The 15039-nt window shown below is 70.9% G+C and carries 14 protein-coding genes; 7 read left to right on the forward strand and 7 right to left on the reverse strand.

Annotated features, from left to right (window positions below):
* Positions 1–28: 28 nt before the first annotated feature.
* From folP to ACFYW9_RS11265, 5 genes are all read left to right on the forward strand, one after another.
* Positions 29–940: a dihydropteroate synthase gene (folP, locus tag ACFYW9_RS11245; RefSeq protein ID WP_389147755.1), complete on the forward strand. Its 912-nt coding sequence runs from the start codon at positions 29–31 to the stop codon at positions 938–940.
* Complete coding sequence (locus ACFYW9_RS11250) at positions 937–1431, forward strand: nuclear transport factor 2 family protein (protein WP_328670666.1); 495 nt, start codon at positions 937–939, stop codon at positions 1429–1431. The genes folP and ACFYW9_RS11250 overlap by 4 nt, the downstream gene beginning before the upstream one ends.
* 245 nt (positions 1432–1676) lie before the next feature.
* Complete coding sequence (gene folB, locus ACFYW9_RS11255) at positions 1677–2036, forward strand: dihydroneopterin aldolase (RefSeq protein ID WP_037625942.1); 360 nt, start codon at positions 1677–1679, stop codon at positions 2034–2036.
* The gene (folK, locus tag ACFYW9_RS11260) at positions 2033–2644 is read left to right on the forward strand and encodes a 2-amino-4-hydroxy-6-hydroxymethyldihydropteridine diphosphokinase (RefSeq protein WP_389147760.1); all 612 of its coding nucleotides are present in this window, start codon (positions 2033–2035) and stop codon (positions 2642–2644) included. Before folB ends, folK begins: the two co-directional genes overlap by 4 nt.
* A gap of 74 nt (positions 2645–2718) precedes the next feature.
* Positions 2719–3207: a DUF3180 domain-containing protein gene (locus ACFYW9_RS11265; protein ID WP_351866233.1), complete on the forward strand. Its 489-nt coding sequence runs from the start codon at positions 2719–2721 to the stop codon at positions 3205–3207.
* A 102-nt stretch (positions 3208–3309) separates the two neighbouring features.
* Here the strand turns inward: ACFYW9_RS11265 and folE are convergent, their stop codons facing one another.
* The 6 genes from folE to dacB form a co-directional block, all read right to left on the reverse strand.
* Positions 3310–3915: a GTP cyclohydrolase I FolE gene (gene folE / locus ACFYW9_RS11270; protein WP_351866236.1), complete on the reverse strand. Its 606-nt coding sequence runs from the start codon at positions 3913–3915 to the stop codon at positions 3310–3312.
* A gap of 145 nt (positions 3916–4060) precedes the next feature.
* Complete coding sequence (gene ftsH, locus ACFYW9_RS11275; RefSeq protein WP_389147765.1) at positions 4061–6088, reverse strand: ATP-dependent zinc metalloprotease FtsH; 2028 nt, start codon at positions 6086–6088, stop codon at positions 4061–4063.
* A 210-nt stretch (positions 6089–6298) separates the two neighbouring features.
* The gene (hpt, locus tag ACFYW9_RS11280) at positions 6299–6859 is read right to left on the reverse strand and encodes a hypoxanthine phosphoribosyltransferase (protein ID WP_261704688.1); all 561 of its coding nucleotides are present in this window, start codon (positions 6857–6859) and stop codon (positions 6299–6301) included.
* A gap of 166 nt (positions 6860–7025) precedes the next feature.
* Positions 7026–8189, reverse strand: a complete 1164-nt coding sequence (gene tilS, locus ACFYW9_RS11285; protein ID WP_389147769.1) for a tRNA lysidine(34) synthetase TilS — start codon at positions 8187–8189, stop codon at positions 7026–7028.
* A gap of 193 nt (positions 8190–8382) precedes the next feature.
* The gene (locus tag ACFYW9_RS11290) at positions 8383–9531 is read right to left on the reverse strand and encodes a zinc-dependent metalloprotease (protein WP_351866247.1); all 1149 of its coding nucleotides are present in this window, start codon (positions 9529–9531) and stop codon (positions 8383–8385) included.
* Between the two features lie 127 nt (positions 9532–9658).
* A complete protein-coding gene (gene dacB / locus ACFYW9_RS11295; protein ID WP_389147773.1) occupies positions 9659–11215 on the reverse strand; it encodes a D-alanyl-D-alanine carboxypeptidase/D-alanyl-D-alanine-endopeptidase in 1557 nt (518 codons plus the stop codon).
* 79 nt (positions 11216–11294) lie between these two features.
* Between dacB and ACFYW9_RS11300 the strand changes: the two genes are divergently transcribed.
* Complete coding sequence (locus ACFYW9_RS11300; protein WP_037625961.1) at positions 11295–11786, forward strand: inorganic diphosphatase; 492 nt, start codon at positions 11295–11297, stop codon at positions 11784–11786.
* 155 nt (positions 11787–11941) lie between these two features.
* Positions 11942–13600, forward strand: coding sequence for a threonine/serine exporter ThrE family protein (locus ACFYW9_RS11305; RefSeq protein WP_389147776.1), 1659 nt, complete (start codon positions 11942–11944; stop codon positions 13598–13600).
* A gap of 91 nt (positions 13601–13691) precedes the next feature.
* On the opposite strand, the gene ACFYW9_RS11310 is transcribed toward ACFYW9_RS11305, so the two are convergent.
* Positions 13692–14915, reverse strand: coding sequence for a DedA family protein (locus tag ACFYW9_RS11310; RefSeq protein WP_389147779.1), 1224 nt, complete (start codon positions 14913–14915; stop codon positions 13692–13694).
* Between the last annotated feature and the right edge of the window lie 124 nt (positions 14916–15039).

Consider the following 15039-nt stretch of genomic DNA (forward strand, 5'->3'; position numbering starts at 1 on the left):
CCTCCCGTAAGGGGCCTAGGCTGGACGTATGAGTATTGAGCGCGGGCGCGGCCGAGTCGCGGGACTGCCGACGTGGGACCGCTGCGCGGTCATGGGGGTCGTGAACGTCACCCCCGATTCCTTCTCCGACGGCGGCCGCTGGTTCGACACGACGGCCGCGGTCAAGCACGGCCTCGGCCTGGTCGCCGAGGGCGCCGACCTCGTGGACGTGGGCGGCGAGTCCACCCGTCCCGGAGCCACCCGCGTCGACGAGGCCGAGGAGCTCAAGCGCGTCATCCCCGTCGTCCGCGGCCTCGCCTCCGAGGGCGTCACCGTCTCCGTGGACACGATGCGCGCCTCCGTGGCCGAGCGGTCGCTCGCCGCGGGCGCCGCCCTCGTCAACGACGTCAGCGGCGGCCTCGCCGACCCCGCGATGATCCCGGCCGTGGCGGCCGCGGGCGCCCCCTTCGTGGTCATGCACTGGCGCGGCCTCCTGGCGGGCGGCAACATCCAGGGGACGTACGAGGACGTCGTCTCCGAGGTCCTCGACGAACTCCACGCGCGCGTGGAGGCCGTCCTGGAGGGCGGCATCGCCCCCGACCGCGTCGTCGTCGACCCCGGGCTCGGCTTCTCCAAGGACCCCGAGCACGACCTGGCCCTCCTGGCCCACCTCGACCGCCTGCGCGGCCTCGGCCACCCCCTGCTGGTCGCCGCCTCCCGCAAGCGTTTCCTCGGCCGCGTCCTGGCCGGCCCCGAAGGCGCCCCGCCTCCCGCGCGCGAGCGCGACGCCGCCACCGCCGCCGTCTCGGCGATCGCCGCCCGGCAGGGCGCCTGGGCGGTCCGCGTGCACGAGGTACGGGCCACCGCCGACGCCGTACGGGTCGCCCGCGCCGTCGAGGGAGCCCGCACCGGCGGGGCACCCGACGCCGCCGGCGGTCCGGCCGTCGAGGGCGCCCGGTGAGCACACCCCGTACCGACATCGAGCAGGTAGAACTCGCCAACACCGCGTACTACGAGGCGATGGAACGAGGTGACTTCGAGGAACTGACCTCGCTGTGGCTGGCCCCGCTGGACACCTCCGACGACGACTTCGAGGGCGAGGGCGCGGTCGTGTCCTGCGTCCACCCCGGCTGGCCCGTCCTCAACGGCCGCGGCGAGGTGCTCCGCTCGTACGCGCTGATCATGGCGAACACGGAGTACATCCAGTTCTTCCTCACCGACGTGCGCGTCTCCGTGTCCGGCGACACGGCCCTGGTGACCTGCACCGAGAACATCCTCAGCGGCGGTCCCGCCCCCGACGAGGGGGAAGAGCTCGGCCCGCTCGTCGGCCAGCTGGTCGTCGCCACGAACGTGTTCCGCCGCACTCCCGAGGGCTGGAAACTCTGGTCCCACCACGCCTCCCCCGTGCTGGCCGAGTCCGGTGAGGAAGAAGACGAGGACACCGCCGGTTGAGTGGGTATGCGGCCAGGGAGACCAAAAGGTGATTGGAATCTCCGGTCCGGGGTAGGGGCGGCTACCAGCCCGTGAGCCGCAGCGTTCCCCGGGGGAAACGCCCGGTGAAGGCTTATGTCCTTCACCGGGGCGCCGTCCTCGCGGGCGAGCGTTGTCAGTGCCCGCAGGTAGATTCGTTCGGGGCCGGTGTGCCGACCGCATTCGGCGTACGACGGCCTTCCCCGACAATTGCAGGAGTGATTCGCGTGGATCGTGTCGCGCTGCGCGGCCTCAAGGCCCGCGGGCACCACGGCGTCTTCCAGAAGGAGCGCGAGGAGGGCCAGACCTTCATCGTGGACCTGACGCTGGGCCTGGACACCCGCCCGGCCGCGGCCGACGACGACCTGGCGAAGACCGTGCACTACGGCATCGTGGCGGAAGAGGTCGTCGCCGTGGTCGAGGGCGAGCCGGTCGATCTCATCGAGACGCTCGCCGAGCGCATCGCCCAGACGTGTCTCAAGCACGACGGGGTCCAGGAGGTCGAGGTCTGCGTCCACAAACCGGACGCGCCCATCACGGTCCCCTTCGACGACGTGACCGTCACGATCATCCGGAGCCGAGTATGACCACGTCCTTCACCGAGGGTCAGAGCGACCCGACCGTCCAGCCGGTGCCCGCCTCCGTGGTCGAGCAGGTCGACGCCGCCGACACGACCCTGAGCAACCCCAAGCTCGCGGTGATCTCCCTCGGCTCGAACCTGGGCAACCGCCTGGAGAACCTCCAGGGAGCCGTCGACGCCCTGGAGGACACCCCGGGCGTCCGGGTCAAAGCGGTCTCCCCCGTCTACGAGACCGAGCCGTGGGGCGTCGAACCGGGCAGCCAGCCCTCGTACTTCAACGCGGTCGTGGTGCTCAGGACCACCCTCCCGCCGTCCTCGCTCCTGGAGCGGGCCCACGCGGTCGAGGAGGCCTTCCACCGCGTGCGGGACGAGCGCTGGGGCCCGCGCACGATCGACGTGGACATCGTGGCGTACGCCGATACCGTCTCCGACGACCCGGTGCTGACCCTCCCTCACCCCCGCGCCCACGAGAGGGCCTTCGTCCTCGCCCCCTGGCACGACGTGGATCCCGAGGCGCAGCTCGCCGGCCACGGCGCCGTCGCCCGGCTCCTCGACACCATCACCCGGGACGGTGTCACGGCCCGCGCCGACCTGGAACTCCGGCTGCCCGAGTAGTCGTTAAGGTCAAGACGACCACTGGCCGGCCCCGATACGGGCCCCGGCCGCACGCGGGCTACCGAAGGGGCAACGTGAAACAGCTGCGGATCAGGACACTGGCTGCCGTGTTCGTGGTGGCCGGAGTGCTGTCCTGGGCGGGCGCCCGCCTGTGGAACGCGGTGGGCACACTTCCCCGGGTCCCGCTGGCCGCCCCCATCGTCCTCGCCCTGATCGCGATCGTCCTCCTCGCCACGGCCCTGTCGCTGCGCGCCCGCCTCAAGGCCCAGCGCGAGCGCCGCCCCGGCGCCAAGGGCGTCGATCCGCTGATGGCCGCCCGCGCGGTCGTCTTCGGTCAGGCGAGCGCCCTGGTGGCCGCCCTGGTGGCGGGCATGTACGGCGGCACCGGCGTCTTCCTCCTGGGATGGCTGGAGGACCCCGCCCGCCGCGACCAGGCCATCTACGCCGGCCTCTCCGTCCTCGCCGGAATCGGCGTGATAGCGGCCGCCTTCTTCCTGGAACGCGTCTGCAGACTCCCGGAGGACGACGACCAGCACCACGGTGGGACGGCCCCGGTGGCGTAGTCCGGCGCCGGGCGCGCAGTCCCCCAGTCCCCGCGGGTGTCGTTCGGATCGGTTCGGTGGATCGCCCGGAGCGGACCGGGGTCTGCCGGGTCTGCCCGGGGTCTAGCGGGCCATGATGAGGCTCATCGCCTCGTTGCGGGTCGCGGCGTCCCGCAGCTGTCCGCGCACCGCCGACGTGATGGTCTTCGCACCGGGCTTGCGGATGCCGCGCATGGACATGCACATGTGCTCGCACTCGATGACCACGATCACACCGCGCGGCTCCAGGATCTCCATCAGGGAGTCGGCGACCTGCGTCGTCAGCCGTTCCTGGACCTGGGGACGGCGGGCGTAGACGTCGACGAGACGGGCCAGCTTGGACAGGCCGGTGATCTTGCCGCTGGTGGACGGGATGTAGCCGACGTGCGCGACACCCCGGAACGGGACCAGGTGGTGCTCACAGGTGCTGAACACCTCGATGTCCTTCACCAGGACCATCTCGTCGTGGCCCAGGTCGAACGTCGTCGTCAGCACGTCCTCCGGCCGCTGCAGCAGGCCCGCGAATATCTCCTTGTACGCCCGCGCGACCCGCCCGGGTGTCTCTCGCAGGCCCTCGCGGTCCGGGTCCTCGCCGACCGCGAGCAGAAGCTCCCGTACGGCGTTCTCGGCGCGCTTCTCGTCGAACTCGCCGATCGTGGCCTCGCCGTCCAGCGTCACGGGGTCGGTCATCTGGTCCTCGTTCCTGGGGATCCTGCGCGTGCCTCGACGCGTCCAAAAGGTGCGGGCACACGAAAATGCCGCGCCCCCCAGGCTAGAACCTGGGGGGAGCGGCATCCATTCCGGGCCTGGTGAGGCCGCCCGGAGCCGAGCGGACTCAGCTGTCGGTGCGGTCCTCCGGGGCCGTCTCCGTGACCGGGACGGGCTCCGTGGCGGTGGCGATGGCCGCCGTCGATCCGTTCGCCCCGTTCGTCAGCGACAGCTCCTTGGGGGAGAGCACCGGCGGGCGGGTGGACGGGGTACGACGGGAGGAGCCGGTCCACGCGGGGCGGGCCGGGCGCTTCACGATGGGAGCGAAGACCTCGGCGATCTGCTCCTTGCTCAGCGTCTCCTTCTCCAGCAGCTGGAGCACCAGCGCGTCGAGGACGTCGCGGTTCTCGACCAGGATCTCCCAGGCCTCGTTGTGCGCGTTCTCGATGAGCTTCTTGACCTCTTCGTCGACGAGCGCGGCGACCTCTTCCGAGTAGTCACGCGGGTGCGACATCTCCCGGCCCAGGAAGGGCTCGGTGTTGTCGCCGCCGAACTTGATCGCGCCGAGACGCTCGGTCATGCCGTACTGCGTGACCATCGCGCGAGCGGTGGCCGTGGCCTTCTCGATGTCGTTCGCGGCACCGGTGGTCGGGTCGTGGAAGACGAGCTCCTCCGCCGCGCGGCCGCCCAGCATGTACGCGAGCTGGTCCAGCATCTCGTTGCGCGTGGTGGAGTACTTGTCCTCGTCCGGCAGGACCATCGTGTAGCCGAGGGCACGGCCGCGCGACAGGATCGTGATCTTGTGCACCGGGTCGGAGTTCGGGGAAGCCGCCGCGACCAGGGCGTGTCCGCCCTCGTGGTACGCGGTGATCTTCTTCTCCTTGTCCGACATGATCCGGGTCCGCTTCTGCGGGCCCGCGACCACGCGGTCGATCGCCTCGTCCAGCATGCTGTTGTCGATCAGCTTCTGGTTGCTGCGCGCGGTGAGCAGCGCGGCTTCGTTCAGCACGTTCGCCAGGTCGGCACCGGTGAAGCCGGGGGTCCGGCGAGCCACCGCGGACAGGTCGACGTTCGGAGCGACCGGCTTGCCCTTCTGGTGAACCTTGAGGATCTCCAGACGGCCCTGCATGTCCGGACGGTCGACCGCGATCTGGCGGTCGAAGCGGCCGGGGCGCAGGAGGGCCGGGTCGAGGATGTCGGGCCGGTTCGTGGCGGCGATCAGGATGACGCCGCCCTTCACGTCGAAGCCGTCCATCTCGACGAGCAGCTGGTTGAGGGTCTGCTCGCGCTCGTCGTGACCGCCGCCGAGGCCGGCGCCGCGGTGACGGCCGACCGCGTCGATCTCGTCGACGAAGACGATCGCCGGGGCGTTCGCCTTGGCCTGCTCGAACAGGTCACGGACTCGCGAGGCACCGACACCGACGAACATCTCGACGAAGTCGGAACCGGAGATCGAGTAGAAGGGAACGCCGGCTTCGCCCGCGACGGCGCGTGCGAGCAGCGTCTTGCCCGTACCAGGAGGCCCGTAGAGCAGGACGCCCTTGGGGATCTTCGCGCCGACGGCCTGGAACTTCGCCGGCTCCTGGAGGAACTCCTTGATCTCCTGGAGCTCCTCGACGGCCTCGTCCGAGCCGGCGACGTCCGAGAACGTCGTCTTCGGGGTGTCCTTGGTGATGAGCTTCGCCTTGGACTTCCCGAAGTTCATGACCCGGGAGCCGCCGCCCTGCATCTGGTTCATCAGGAACAGGAAGACGACGACGATGAGGACGAAGGGCAGCAGGGACAGCAGGATGCCCACGAAGGGGTTCTGCTTGGACGGCGAAACGGTGTAGCCGTCCGGGATCTGCTTGTTCTGGTACTTGTCCTGCAGTGTGTTGGCCAGGGCCACGCCCTGGTCGCCGATGTAGCTCGCCTGGATCTTCGAGCTGCCGTCAACCTTCTCGCCGTCCTTCAGCGAGACCTTGATGACCTGCTCGTCACCGGTGGTGATCTTGGCCGACTCGACCTGGTTGTCATTGATCGCCTTGACGACCTGGCCGGTGTCCACCGTCTTGTAGCCGCCGGACGAACCGACGACCTGCATCAACACGACCACGGCAAGGACGGCCAGCACGATCCACATGACCGGCCCACGGAAGTATCGCTTCACGTCCATCCATACGGAGCGGAGCCGCCCCGTCCCTCCTGCCATAGTGAGTTTGATAAAGACTGTTCTTCGGACGGTACCCCAGCATTGTCACCCGAAGCCGCAGGGGACTGCTGGCAATCCCGTCCACGCATGCTCCAACGGCGCGAAACCCGCTGGGGTTCCCGATCCGCCCCACGAGGACCGAGCCGACTGAGCCGCCCTCAGGAGGAGTGCGGCTCAGCCGCCGTAGACGTGGGGCGCGAGCGTACCGACGAACGGGAGGTTGCGGTACTTCTCGGCGTAGTCCAGGCCGTAGCCGATGACGAACTCGTTCGGGATGTCGAAGCCGACCCACTCGACGTCGATCGCGACCTTGGCCGCGTCCGGCTTGCGCAGCAGCGTGCACACCTTGAGCGAGGCGGGCTCGCGGGAGCCGAGGTTGGAGATCAGCCAGGACAGGGTCAGCCCGGAGTCGATGATGTCCTCGACGATCAGGACGTGCTTGCCCTTGATGTCGGTGTCCAGGTCCTTGAGGATCCGCACCACGCCGGAGGACTGGGTGCCCGCGCCGTACGACGACACGGCCATCCAGTCCATCGTGACGGGGGTGGACAGCGCACGCGCGAGGTCCGCCATGACCATCACGGCACCCTTGAGCACCCCGACGATCAGCAGGTCCTTGCCCGCGTACTCCGCGTCGATCTTCGCGGCCAGCTCGACCAGCTTCGCGTCGATCTCTTCCTTGGTGATGAGCACCGACTTGAGGTCGGTGCCCATGTCTTTCGCGTCCACCCGCATCACTTTCGGTCGTCCGTCCCACTTTTTTGGGCTCGTCACCTACAGGGCGCCATGTAACCGGCGACGGTCCCCTTCGGCTCTCCCGCGCGGCCGTTCGGACCGCCCGCGAACCCGAGTGAAGGGGTCCCGGGGAGCCGCGTGAGCGGCCCCGGTGCAGGGTCCGGTTTCAGCCTTGCCGAATCACCAGTCTGCCACCCTGGCGCTGGGCGACGACTTTGCCCGGGAGATTGATGGCCCCCTGACCGCGCCATCCGGTGATCAGCCGGTCGATCTCCTCGATGTGCCGGGCGAACAGCGAACCGGCCGGAGCACCCGCCTCGATGGCCGCGCGGCGCAGGATCCGGCGGCGTACGGCGGGCGGCAGGACGTAGAGCTTGGCGCACTCCAGAAGGCCGGCCGCGTCGCGTACGGACGCCTCGGCCTGGCTGGCCCACGCGTCGAGGGCGTCGGCGTCGTCCCGGGAGAGCTGGGCCGTACGGGCGAGAGCCTCGACGACTCCTTTGCCCAGGGCCTTCTCGAGGGCGGGCAGACCCTCGTGGCGGAGCCGGGAGCGGGTGTAGGCCGGATCGGCGTTGTGCGGGTCGTCCCAGACGGGCAGCGACTGGACCATGCACGCCTTGCGGGCGGTCTGCCGGTCCAGGTGCAGGAAGGGACGGCGGTAGCGGCCGTCGGCCCCCGAGACCGCGGCCATTCCGGACAGGGAGCGGATGCCGGAGCCGCGGGCGAGGCCGAGCAGGACCGTCTCGGCCTGGTCGTCGCGGGTGTGGCCGAGGAGGATCGCGGTGGCGCCGTGGCGTTCGGCGGCGGAGTCCAGGGCGGCGTACCGGGCGTCGCGCGCGGCGGCCTCGGGACCTCCGTCGCGGCCGACGGTGACGGCGATCGACTCGGCCGGGGCGAGCCCCAGCTCGGTGAGGCGCAGCACGACTTCGTCGGCGCGCAGCTCGGAGCCGGGCTGCAGACCGTGGTCGACGGTGACGCCACCGGCGCGGATGCCGAGTTTGGGGGCTTCGAAGGCGAGGGCGGAGGCGAGCGCCATGGAGTCTGCGCCGCCGGAGCAGGCGACGAGCACGAGCGGCGCCGGGTCGGCGTCCTCGCCGGGACGGGGCCGGGCGCTCGTGCGGGTCTGGTCGTGCGGGGGGCGCGCGGGAGCGGCGATGCTGCGCCGCGTTCCGGGGGCGGGGACGCGTTCCGCGTCGGGCGCGCAGGGGCGCGCGGCACCGCGTGCGGGCGTGCGCCGGGTGTCGTGGGCGGGCGGTTGCTCGGTCAGGATGTCGTGGAGTACGCGGCGGACCGCCAGGCGTATCGCCGCGACCGCAGGATGGGGACCCATGTCCGGTTCCCTTCATGAAGTTTTCGGGGGGTTAGCCCGGGGATCTGTCACTCAGAGTGTGTAGATGGTGACAGAACCGGGGCGTTCCCCGAGCATTGCACGCCTACCCGTGCTCCACGGTCCCTCGGATGGGTGATAGCGGGAGCGTTTGCCTGCCATCGGCCGGATTCGTTTCACCACCCTCCGGGAGGCTTCACGACTCCGTCCTGCGGTGCACCCGCGCGACCCAATCCGCCGGTTTGGCGATCTCCGCCTTGGTCGGGAGCGTGTTCGGAGAGGTCCACACACGGTTGAAGCCGTCCATGCCGACCTCCTCGACGACCGCCCGTACGAACCGCTCGCCGTCCTTGTACTGCCTGAGCTTGGCGTCCAGGCCGAGCAGTTTGCGCAGGGCCACGTCGAGGCGGGAGGCGCCCTTGGCGCGGCGCTGCTGGAACTTCTCTCGGATCTCGGCGACGGAGGGGACCACGGCGGGCCCGACGCCGTCCATCACGAAGTCGGCGTGTCCCTCCAGGAGGGACATCACGGCGGTGAGCCGGCCGAGGATCTCGCGCTGGGCGGGCGTCTGCACGATTTCCACGAGGGAACGTCCGCCGTCGTCCTCCTCGGTGTCGGGGCGGGAGCCGGAGAGCGACTGCGCGGCCTCCCTGATGCGCTCCAGGACGGTCATGGGGTCGACCTCGGTCTCCCCCAAGAACGACTGGATTTCGCCCTCCAGGTGGTCGCGCAGCCAGGGCACGGCCGTGAACTGGGTGCGGTGCGTCTCCTCGTGGAGGCACACCCACAGGCGGAAGTCGTGGGGCTGGACGTCGAGTTCACGCTCCACGTGCACGATGTTCGGGGCGACCAGCAGGAGCCTGCCGCCGCCGCTGCCGGAGGCGGTGGGCGCCCCCGCGGGCAGGTCCCGGGTCGCGGGCGCGAACGTCTCGTACTGCCCGAGGACCCGCGAGGACAGGAACGACAGCAGCATGCCCAGTTCGACGCCGGTGACCTTGCCTCCGACGGCTCCGAGGACGGCTCCGCCGGTGCCGCTGCCGCGTCGTTCCTGCATCTTGTCCAGAAGGGGCTTGAGGATCTCCCGGAACCCGGCGACGTTCGCCCGGACCCAGCCGGGGCGGTCGACGACGAGTACGGGGGTGTCGTGGACGACGTCCGCACCCAAGCGGGTGAAGCCCCGGACGTGTTCCTCCGAGGCCTTGGCGTGCCGGCGCAGCTCGGCGACGATCGCCCGGGCCTCGTCGCGGCTCACCTCCGGGCCCGGCCGCACGAGCCGGGTCGCGGTCGCCACCGCGAGATTCCAGTCGACCATCCCAGTAGATGCAGCACCACCGATGCTCGTCATGCGTCAACCGTACGTGAGCGGGTCCGGCTGCGGTGAGGGTCCGACACCGGATGCGTCCCGGCCGAGGGGCTGATGGTGCTCCTGGTTCCCACGGGCCGGAAGGGACCGGGTCCCGGTCCGGCGCGCGCTACCGGCAGCCGCACGCCACGAGTGCCGCCGCCGCGTGGTCCAACGCCGCCCGGGCCTCCAGGGGGTTCGGGGGGTTGGCGGCGTCGGAGGTCAGGAAGGCGAACGCCAGCAGGCGGCCGTCCTTGTCGACGACGGTGCCGGCGAGGGTGTTGACCCCGGTCAGGGTGCCCGTCTTGGCGCGGACGACTCCGGTGGCGGTCGGGGCGTCGGTGTACCGGGCGCTGAGGGTGCCGGTGAAGCCGGCGACGGGCAGGCCGGTGAGGACCGGCCTGAGCTCGGGGTGGGCCGGGTCGCCGGCCTTGGCCAGCAGGGCGGCGAGCAGGTCGGCGGAGAGCCTGTCGGCGCGGTTCAGGCCGCTGCCGTCGGCGAACTGCGCCCCGGTCAGCGGGAGTCCGAGTTTCTCCAGCTGGGCGCGGATCGCCTTCGCGTCGCCGTCGAAGCTGGGTTCCTCACCGGCCGCGAGGGCGACCTGACGGGCCAGTGCCTCGGCGATGTCGTTGTCACTGTTGGTCAGCATCCGCTCGACCAGGGCGGACAACGGCGGCGAGGAGACGGAGGCGAGGGCCTGGGAACGGCTCGTCGCCTTCGAGGGGCCGGGCGCCGTGGCGGTGACGCCGTGGTCGTGCAGCAGGTCCGCGAACGTCCGCGCGGCGTCCGCCGCCGGGTCCGTGGCGCGCCCGGCCGGCCCGCTGGTCGAGTGGTCCAGGCGGCCCTCGTCGGCCATCAGCGGGGTGACCTTCGCGATGTTGTCGTTCACCCCGATGGGGTGAAGGCCGGGACCGGAGTACAGCGAGGTGTCGTAGGAGAGCGTCACCCGGTTCATGTGACGGGCCTTCAGGGCGGTGGCCGTCCGTTCGGCGAGGACGCCCAGGTCCGCCCAGCCGTCCGCGGGCTTGCGGGCGGTCAGCGTGGGGTCGCCGCCGCCGACGAGCACGACCTCCCCGGTGTCGGGCTCCAGGACCGTGCGCGTCCGGATGCGGTGGTCGGGGCCCAGCGCGGTGAGGGCGGCGACCGCGGTCGCGATCTTCGTGGTGGAGGCCGGCGTCTGGACCTGCTCGGCGCCCTTGCCGTAGAGCCGCTTGCCGGTCTCCACGTCGACCACGACGGCGGTGCGCACCGAGCCGAGGACGGGATCGGCCAGCAGCGGGTCGAGGACCTTCGCGAGGGCCTTCCCGGCGGGCGCGGGCGCGCCGCCCTCCTCGCCCCCGAGCCCGGCGAGCACGGAGGCGGCGCTGGGTGCGGGCCGGGGTGACGTTCGGCGCGTACCGGACGTACGTGCGTGATCTGTGCCACCCTCGGGCGTCCGCGATGCGGCCCAGTCCCGCTCGGCCGTACGCTGACCGGTGGAGTCCCAGGGGCCGGCCGCGGTCACCACCCCGGCCGCGAGTGCCAGGCCGACGGTGGTCGCGACGGCTGTGAGCTGCGGCGTCGTCAACCGCACGGCACGCGGCCGCACGGCTCGAGTGACCCGCGCCACATGCGGTCTCACCATCCGCGCGACCCGCACCACATGCGGTCTCGCGGCCCGCCAAGCCCTCAGCTCTGGCACGACCACCAGCCCCTTTCGCGATCACCCACCTGCGTGAGGGACACTTAATCACCAGAACTATGTGCTGATCATGGAGGAGCCACCGGTGGAGTTCGACGTCACGATCGAGATTCCGAAGGGTTCACGGAACAAGTACGAGGTGGACCACGAGACCGGTCGGATCCGTCTGGACCGTCGACTCTTCACCTCGACCAGCTACCCGGCCGACTACGGCTTCGTCGAGAACACCCTCGGCGAGGACGGCGACCCGCTGGACGCCCTGGTCATCCTGGACGAGCCGACCTTCCCGGGCTGCCTCATCCAGTGCCGCGCGATCGGCATGTTCCGTATGACGGACGAGGCCGGCGGCGACGACAAGCTGCTGTGCGTCCCGGCGCACGACCCGCGTGTGGAGCACCTGCGCGACATCCACCACGTGTCGGAGTTCGACCGCCTGGAGATCCAGCACTTCTTCGAGGTCTACAAGGACCTGGAGCCCGGCAAGTCCGTCGAGGGCGCCGACTGGGTCGGCCGCGCGGACGCCGAGGCCGAGATCGAGCGTTCCTACAAGCGCTTCAAGGACCAGGGCGGTCACTGACCCCCTTGCGGGCGGTCGCTGACCTCCCCCTCTTCCGAACGGGCCGCGTGATCCCCCTGGGGCCACGCGGCCCGTTCGTGTGTCCGTACGCATACTGAGGCATACGGAAGGCAAGAAGGAGAACGACACAGACGGGAAAGGCGAGGCTGGAGTTGGTGGCGGACCCGGAAGCGGAAGACCGCAAGCCGCACTCGGACGAGGCGAGGAGTGCTTTCAGCCCGCCCACGGGTGTGGCGCCGCCGGTCCCGGCGGCGGCCGACGAGGAATCGTCGACGACCTCGGAGTTCGCGCTCCCCCAGGGCCTCGACGCACCGCATCCCGCCGGGCCGGAGCACGGGGGCTCGGCGTTCAGCGCTCCGCGCACCTACAGCGCCCGGGACGCGCCTCCCGCCTTCACACCGGCGACCGGCGTCCCCCTGGTCAGCCTGACCAAGGACGCTCCGTGGCAGGACCGCATGCGCACGATGCTGCGCATGCCGGTGACCGAGCGGCCCGCGCCCGAGCCCGTGCACAAGGAGGACGAGTCGGGGCCCGCCGTCCCGCGCGTCCTGGACCTGACCCTGCGCATCGGCGAGCTGCTCCTCGCGGGCGGCGAGGGCGCCGAGGACGTGGAGACGGCGATGTTCGCCGTCTGCCGCTCCTACGGGCTCGACCGCTGCGAGCCGAACGTCACCTTCACCCTGCTGTCGATCTCGCACCAGCCGTCCCTGGTGGACGACCCGGTGACGGCGTCACGGACGGTGCGCCGCCGGGGCACCGACTACACGCGCCTGGCGGCCGTCTACCGGCTCGTCGACGACCTGAGCGACCCCGAGACCGCGATCCCCCTGGAAGAGGCCTACAGGCGGCTCGCGGAGATGCGGCGCAACCGGCACCCGTACCCCGGCTGGGTGCTGACGGCCTCCGGCGGACTGCTGGCCGGCGCGGCCTCCGTGCTCGTCGGCGGCGACGCGATCGTGTTCGTCGCCGCCGCGCTCGGCGCGATGCTCGGCGACCGGCTCGCCTGGCTGTGCGCCGGACGCGGGCTGCCGGAGTTCTACCAGTTCACGGCTGCCGCGATGCCGCCCGCCGCGATAGGGGTGGCGCTCACGGTGGCGCACGTCGACGTGAAGGCGTCCGCGGTGATCACCGGTGGGCTCTTCGCGCTGCTGCCGGGGCGGGCGCTCGTCGCCGGGGTGCAGGACGGACTGACCGGCTTCTACATCACCGCGTCCGCGCGGCTGCTCGAAGTCATGTACTTCTTCGTGGGCATCATCGTCGGCGTCCTGCTGGTGCTCTATTTCGGCGTGAAGCTGGGCGCCCAGCTCGACCCGGACGCGGCGCTGAACATCTCGGAGCGGCCGCTGCTCCAGATCGCCGCGTCGATGCTGCTGTCGCTCACCTTCGCGGTGCTGCTCCAGCAGGAACGTTCCACCGTCCTCGCCGTGACCCTCAACGGGGGCGTGGCCTGGTCGGTGTACGGGGCGATGCACTACGCGGGCGGGATATCGCCGGTGGCCTCCACGGCCGTCGCCGCGGGCCTGGTGGGCCTCTTCGGGCAGTTGCTCTCGCGCTACCGGTTCGCTTCCGCGCTGCCCTACACGACGGCCGCGATCGGCCCGCTGCTGCCGGGTTCGGCGACGTACTTCGGACTGCTGTCGATCGCCCAGAACAACGTCGACAAGGGGCTGGTGTCGCTCACCAAGGCCGCGGCCCTCGCCATGGCCATCGCGATCGGCGTGAACCTGGGTTCGGAGATCTCGCGGCTGTTCCTGCGTCTGCCTGGCGCGTCCGGCGGCGGGCGGCGGGCCGCCAAGCGGACACGCGGCTTCTGAGACCCGGTCCCGGAAAGCCCGGTCCGAGGAGGACCGGGCTCAGGGGAACAGGGCTCGGGGGAACAGGGCTCGGGAGCACCGGGCGGGTGCGTCAGTTCTGCGCGGGGCCCTGGCCGTAGGGGTGCTGTTCGGCACCGTACTGACGCCCGGGGTGGCCCTGGGGGTGCTGCTGCGAGTGGGTCCGGCCCTGGTCGTAGCCCTGCTGGTAACCCTGGTCGTACTGCTGCTGGTCGTAGCCGTAGCCCTGGTCCTGGCCGTACGGCTGCTGGTACTGCTGCTCGGGCTGGGGCTGGTACTGCTGCTGGGCCGGGTACGGGTCACCCTGACGGCCGTAGCCCTGGCCCTGGTCCCCGTAGGCCTGGCCGTGGCCCTGGCTGCCGTACGGCTGCCCCTGTCCCTGGTTCCCGTACGGCTGCGGCCGGCCCTGGCCCTGGCCCTGGTCCCCGTACGGCTGGCCCTGGCCCTGGTTCCCGTAGCCCTGCCCGTGGCCCTGGCCGCCGTACGGACCGCCGGGGTTCCCGCCGCCGTACGACGCGTCCTGGCCCCCGTGGACCGGCGGCACGCGCAGCGGCCTGGTCGCGTCGTCCATGACGGGCGCGGCGGAGCGGGTGCGGGCGGCCTCGGACGGGGCCGGGAAGGGCTCCTGGAAGTCCTGGAAGTCCTGGGGCTCCTCCGCCGCCTGCGGCGGGTTCTTCTTGGCCTGGGAGCGGGCGCGCAGGAACTCGATGATGATCGGGACGACCGAGACGAGCACGATCAGGATCAGGATCAGCTCGATGTGCTTGTTGACGAACTCGATCTTGCCGAGCCAGGAGCCGAGCAGCGTGACGCCCGCGCCCCACAGGACGCCGCCGATGATGTTGTAGGTGAGGAAGGGGCGGTACCTCATGCCGCTGACGCCCGCGATGATCGGCGTGAACGTGCGCACGATGGGCACGAAGCGGGCCAGCACCAGCGACTTGGGGCCGTACTTCTCGAAGAACTCGTTGGCCTTGACCACGTTCTCCTGCTTGAACAGGCGGGAGTCCGGGCGGGTGAAGAGCGAGGGTCCGACCTTCTTGCCGAAGAGGTAGCCCGCCTGGTCGCCGAGGATCGCGGCGAGACAGATCAGCGGGATCGCCCCCCACAGCGGGAAGTCCATGGCGTCCGTGGCGATCAGCAGACCGCAGGTGAACAGCAGCGAGTCACCCGGCAGGAAGAAGCCGATGAGCAGGCCGGACTCGGCGAAGACGATGAGCAGCAGGCCCCAGATGCCGAAGTTGTCCAGGAGCGTGTTCGGATCCAGCCAGCTGGGACCTAGGGCAAGGGTCATCACGGGTCCGGGCTCCTGAGGGGTGAGGGAGGTACGGCAGTCCTGTACGGCCGGCCAAAGCTATCAACGCAATGTGCCGACGCCAGGTTCCACCCGTGACTCCAGGATGCACTGTGCGGCGACTGGG

This window comes from Streptomyces sp. NPDC002698, from assembly GCF_042888945.1.
GTDB lineage: Bacteria > Actinomycetota > Actinomycetes > Streptomycetales > Streptomycetaceae > Streptomyces.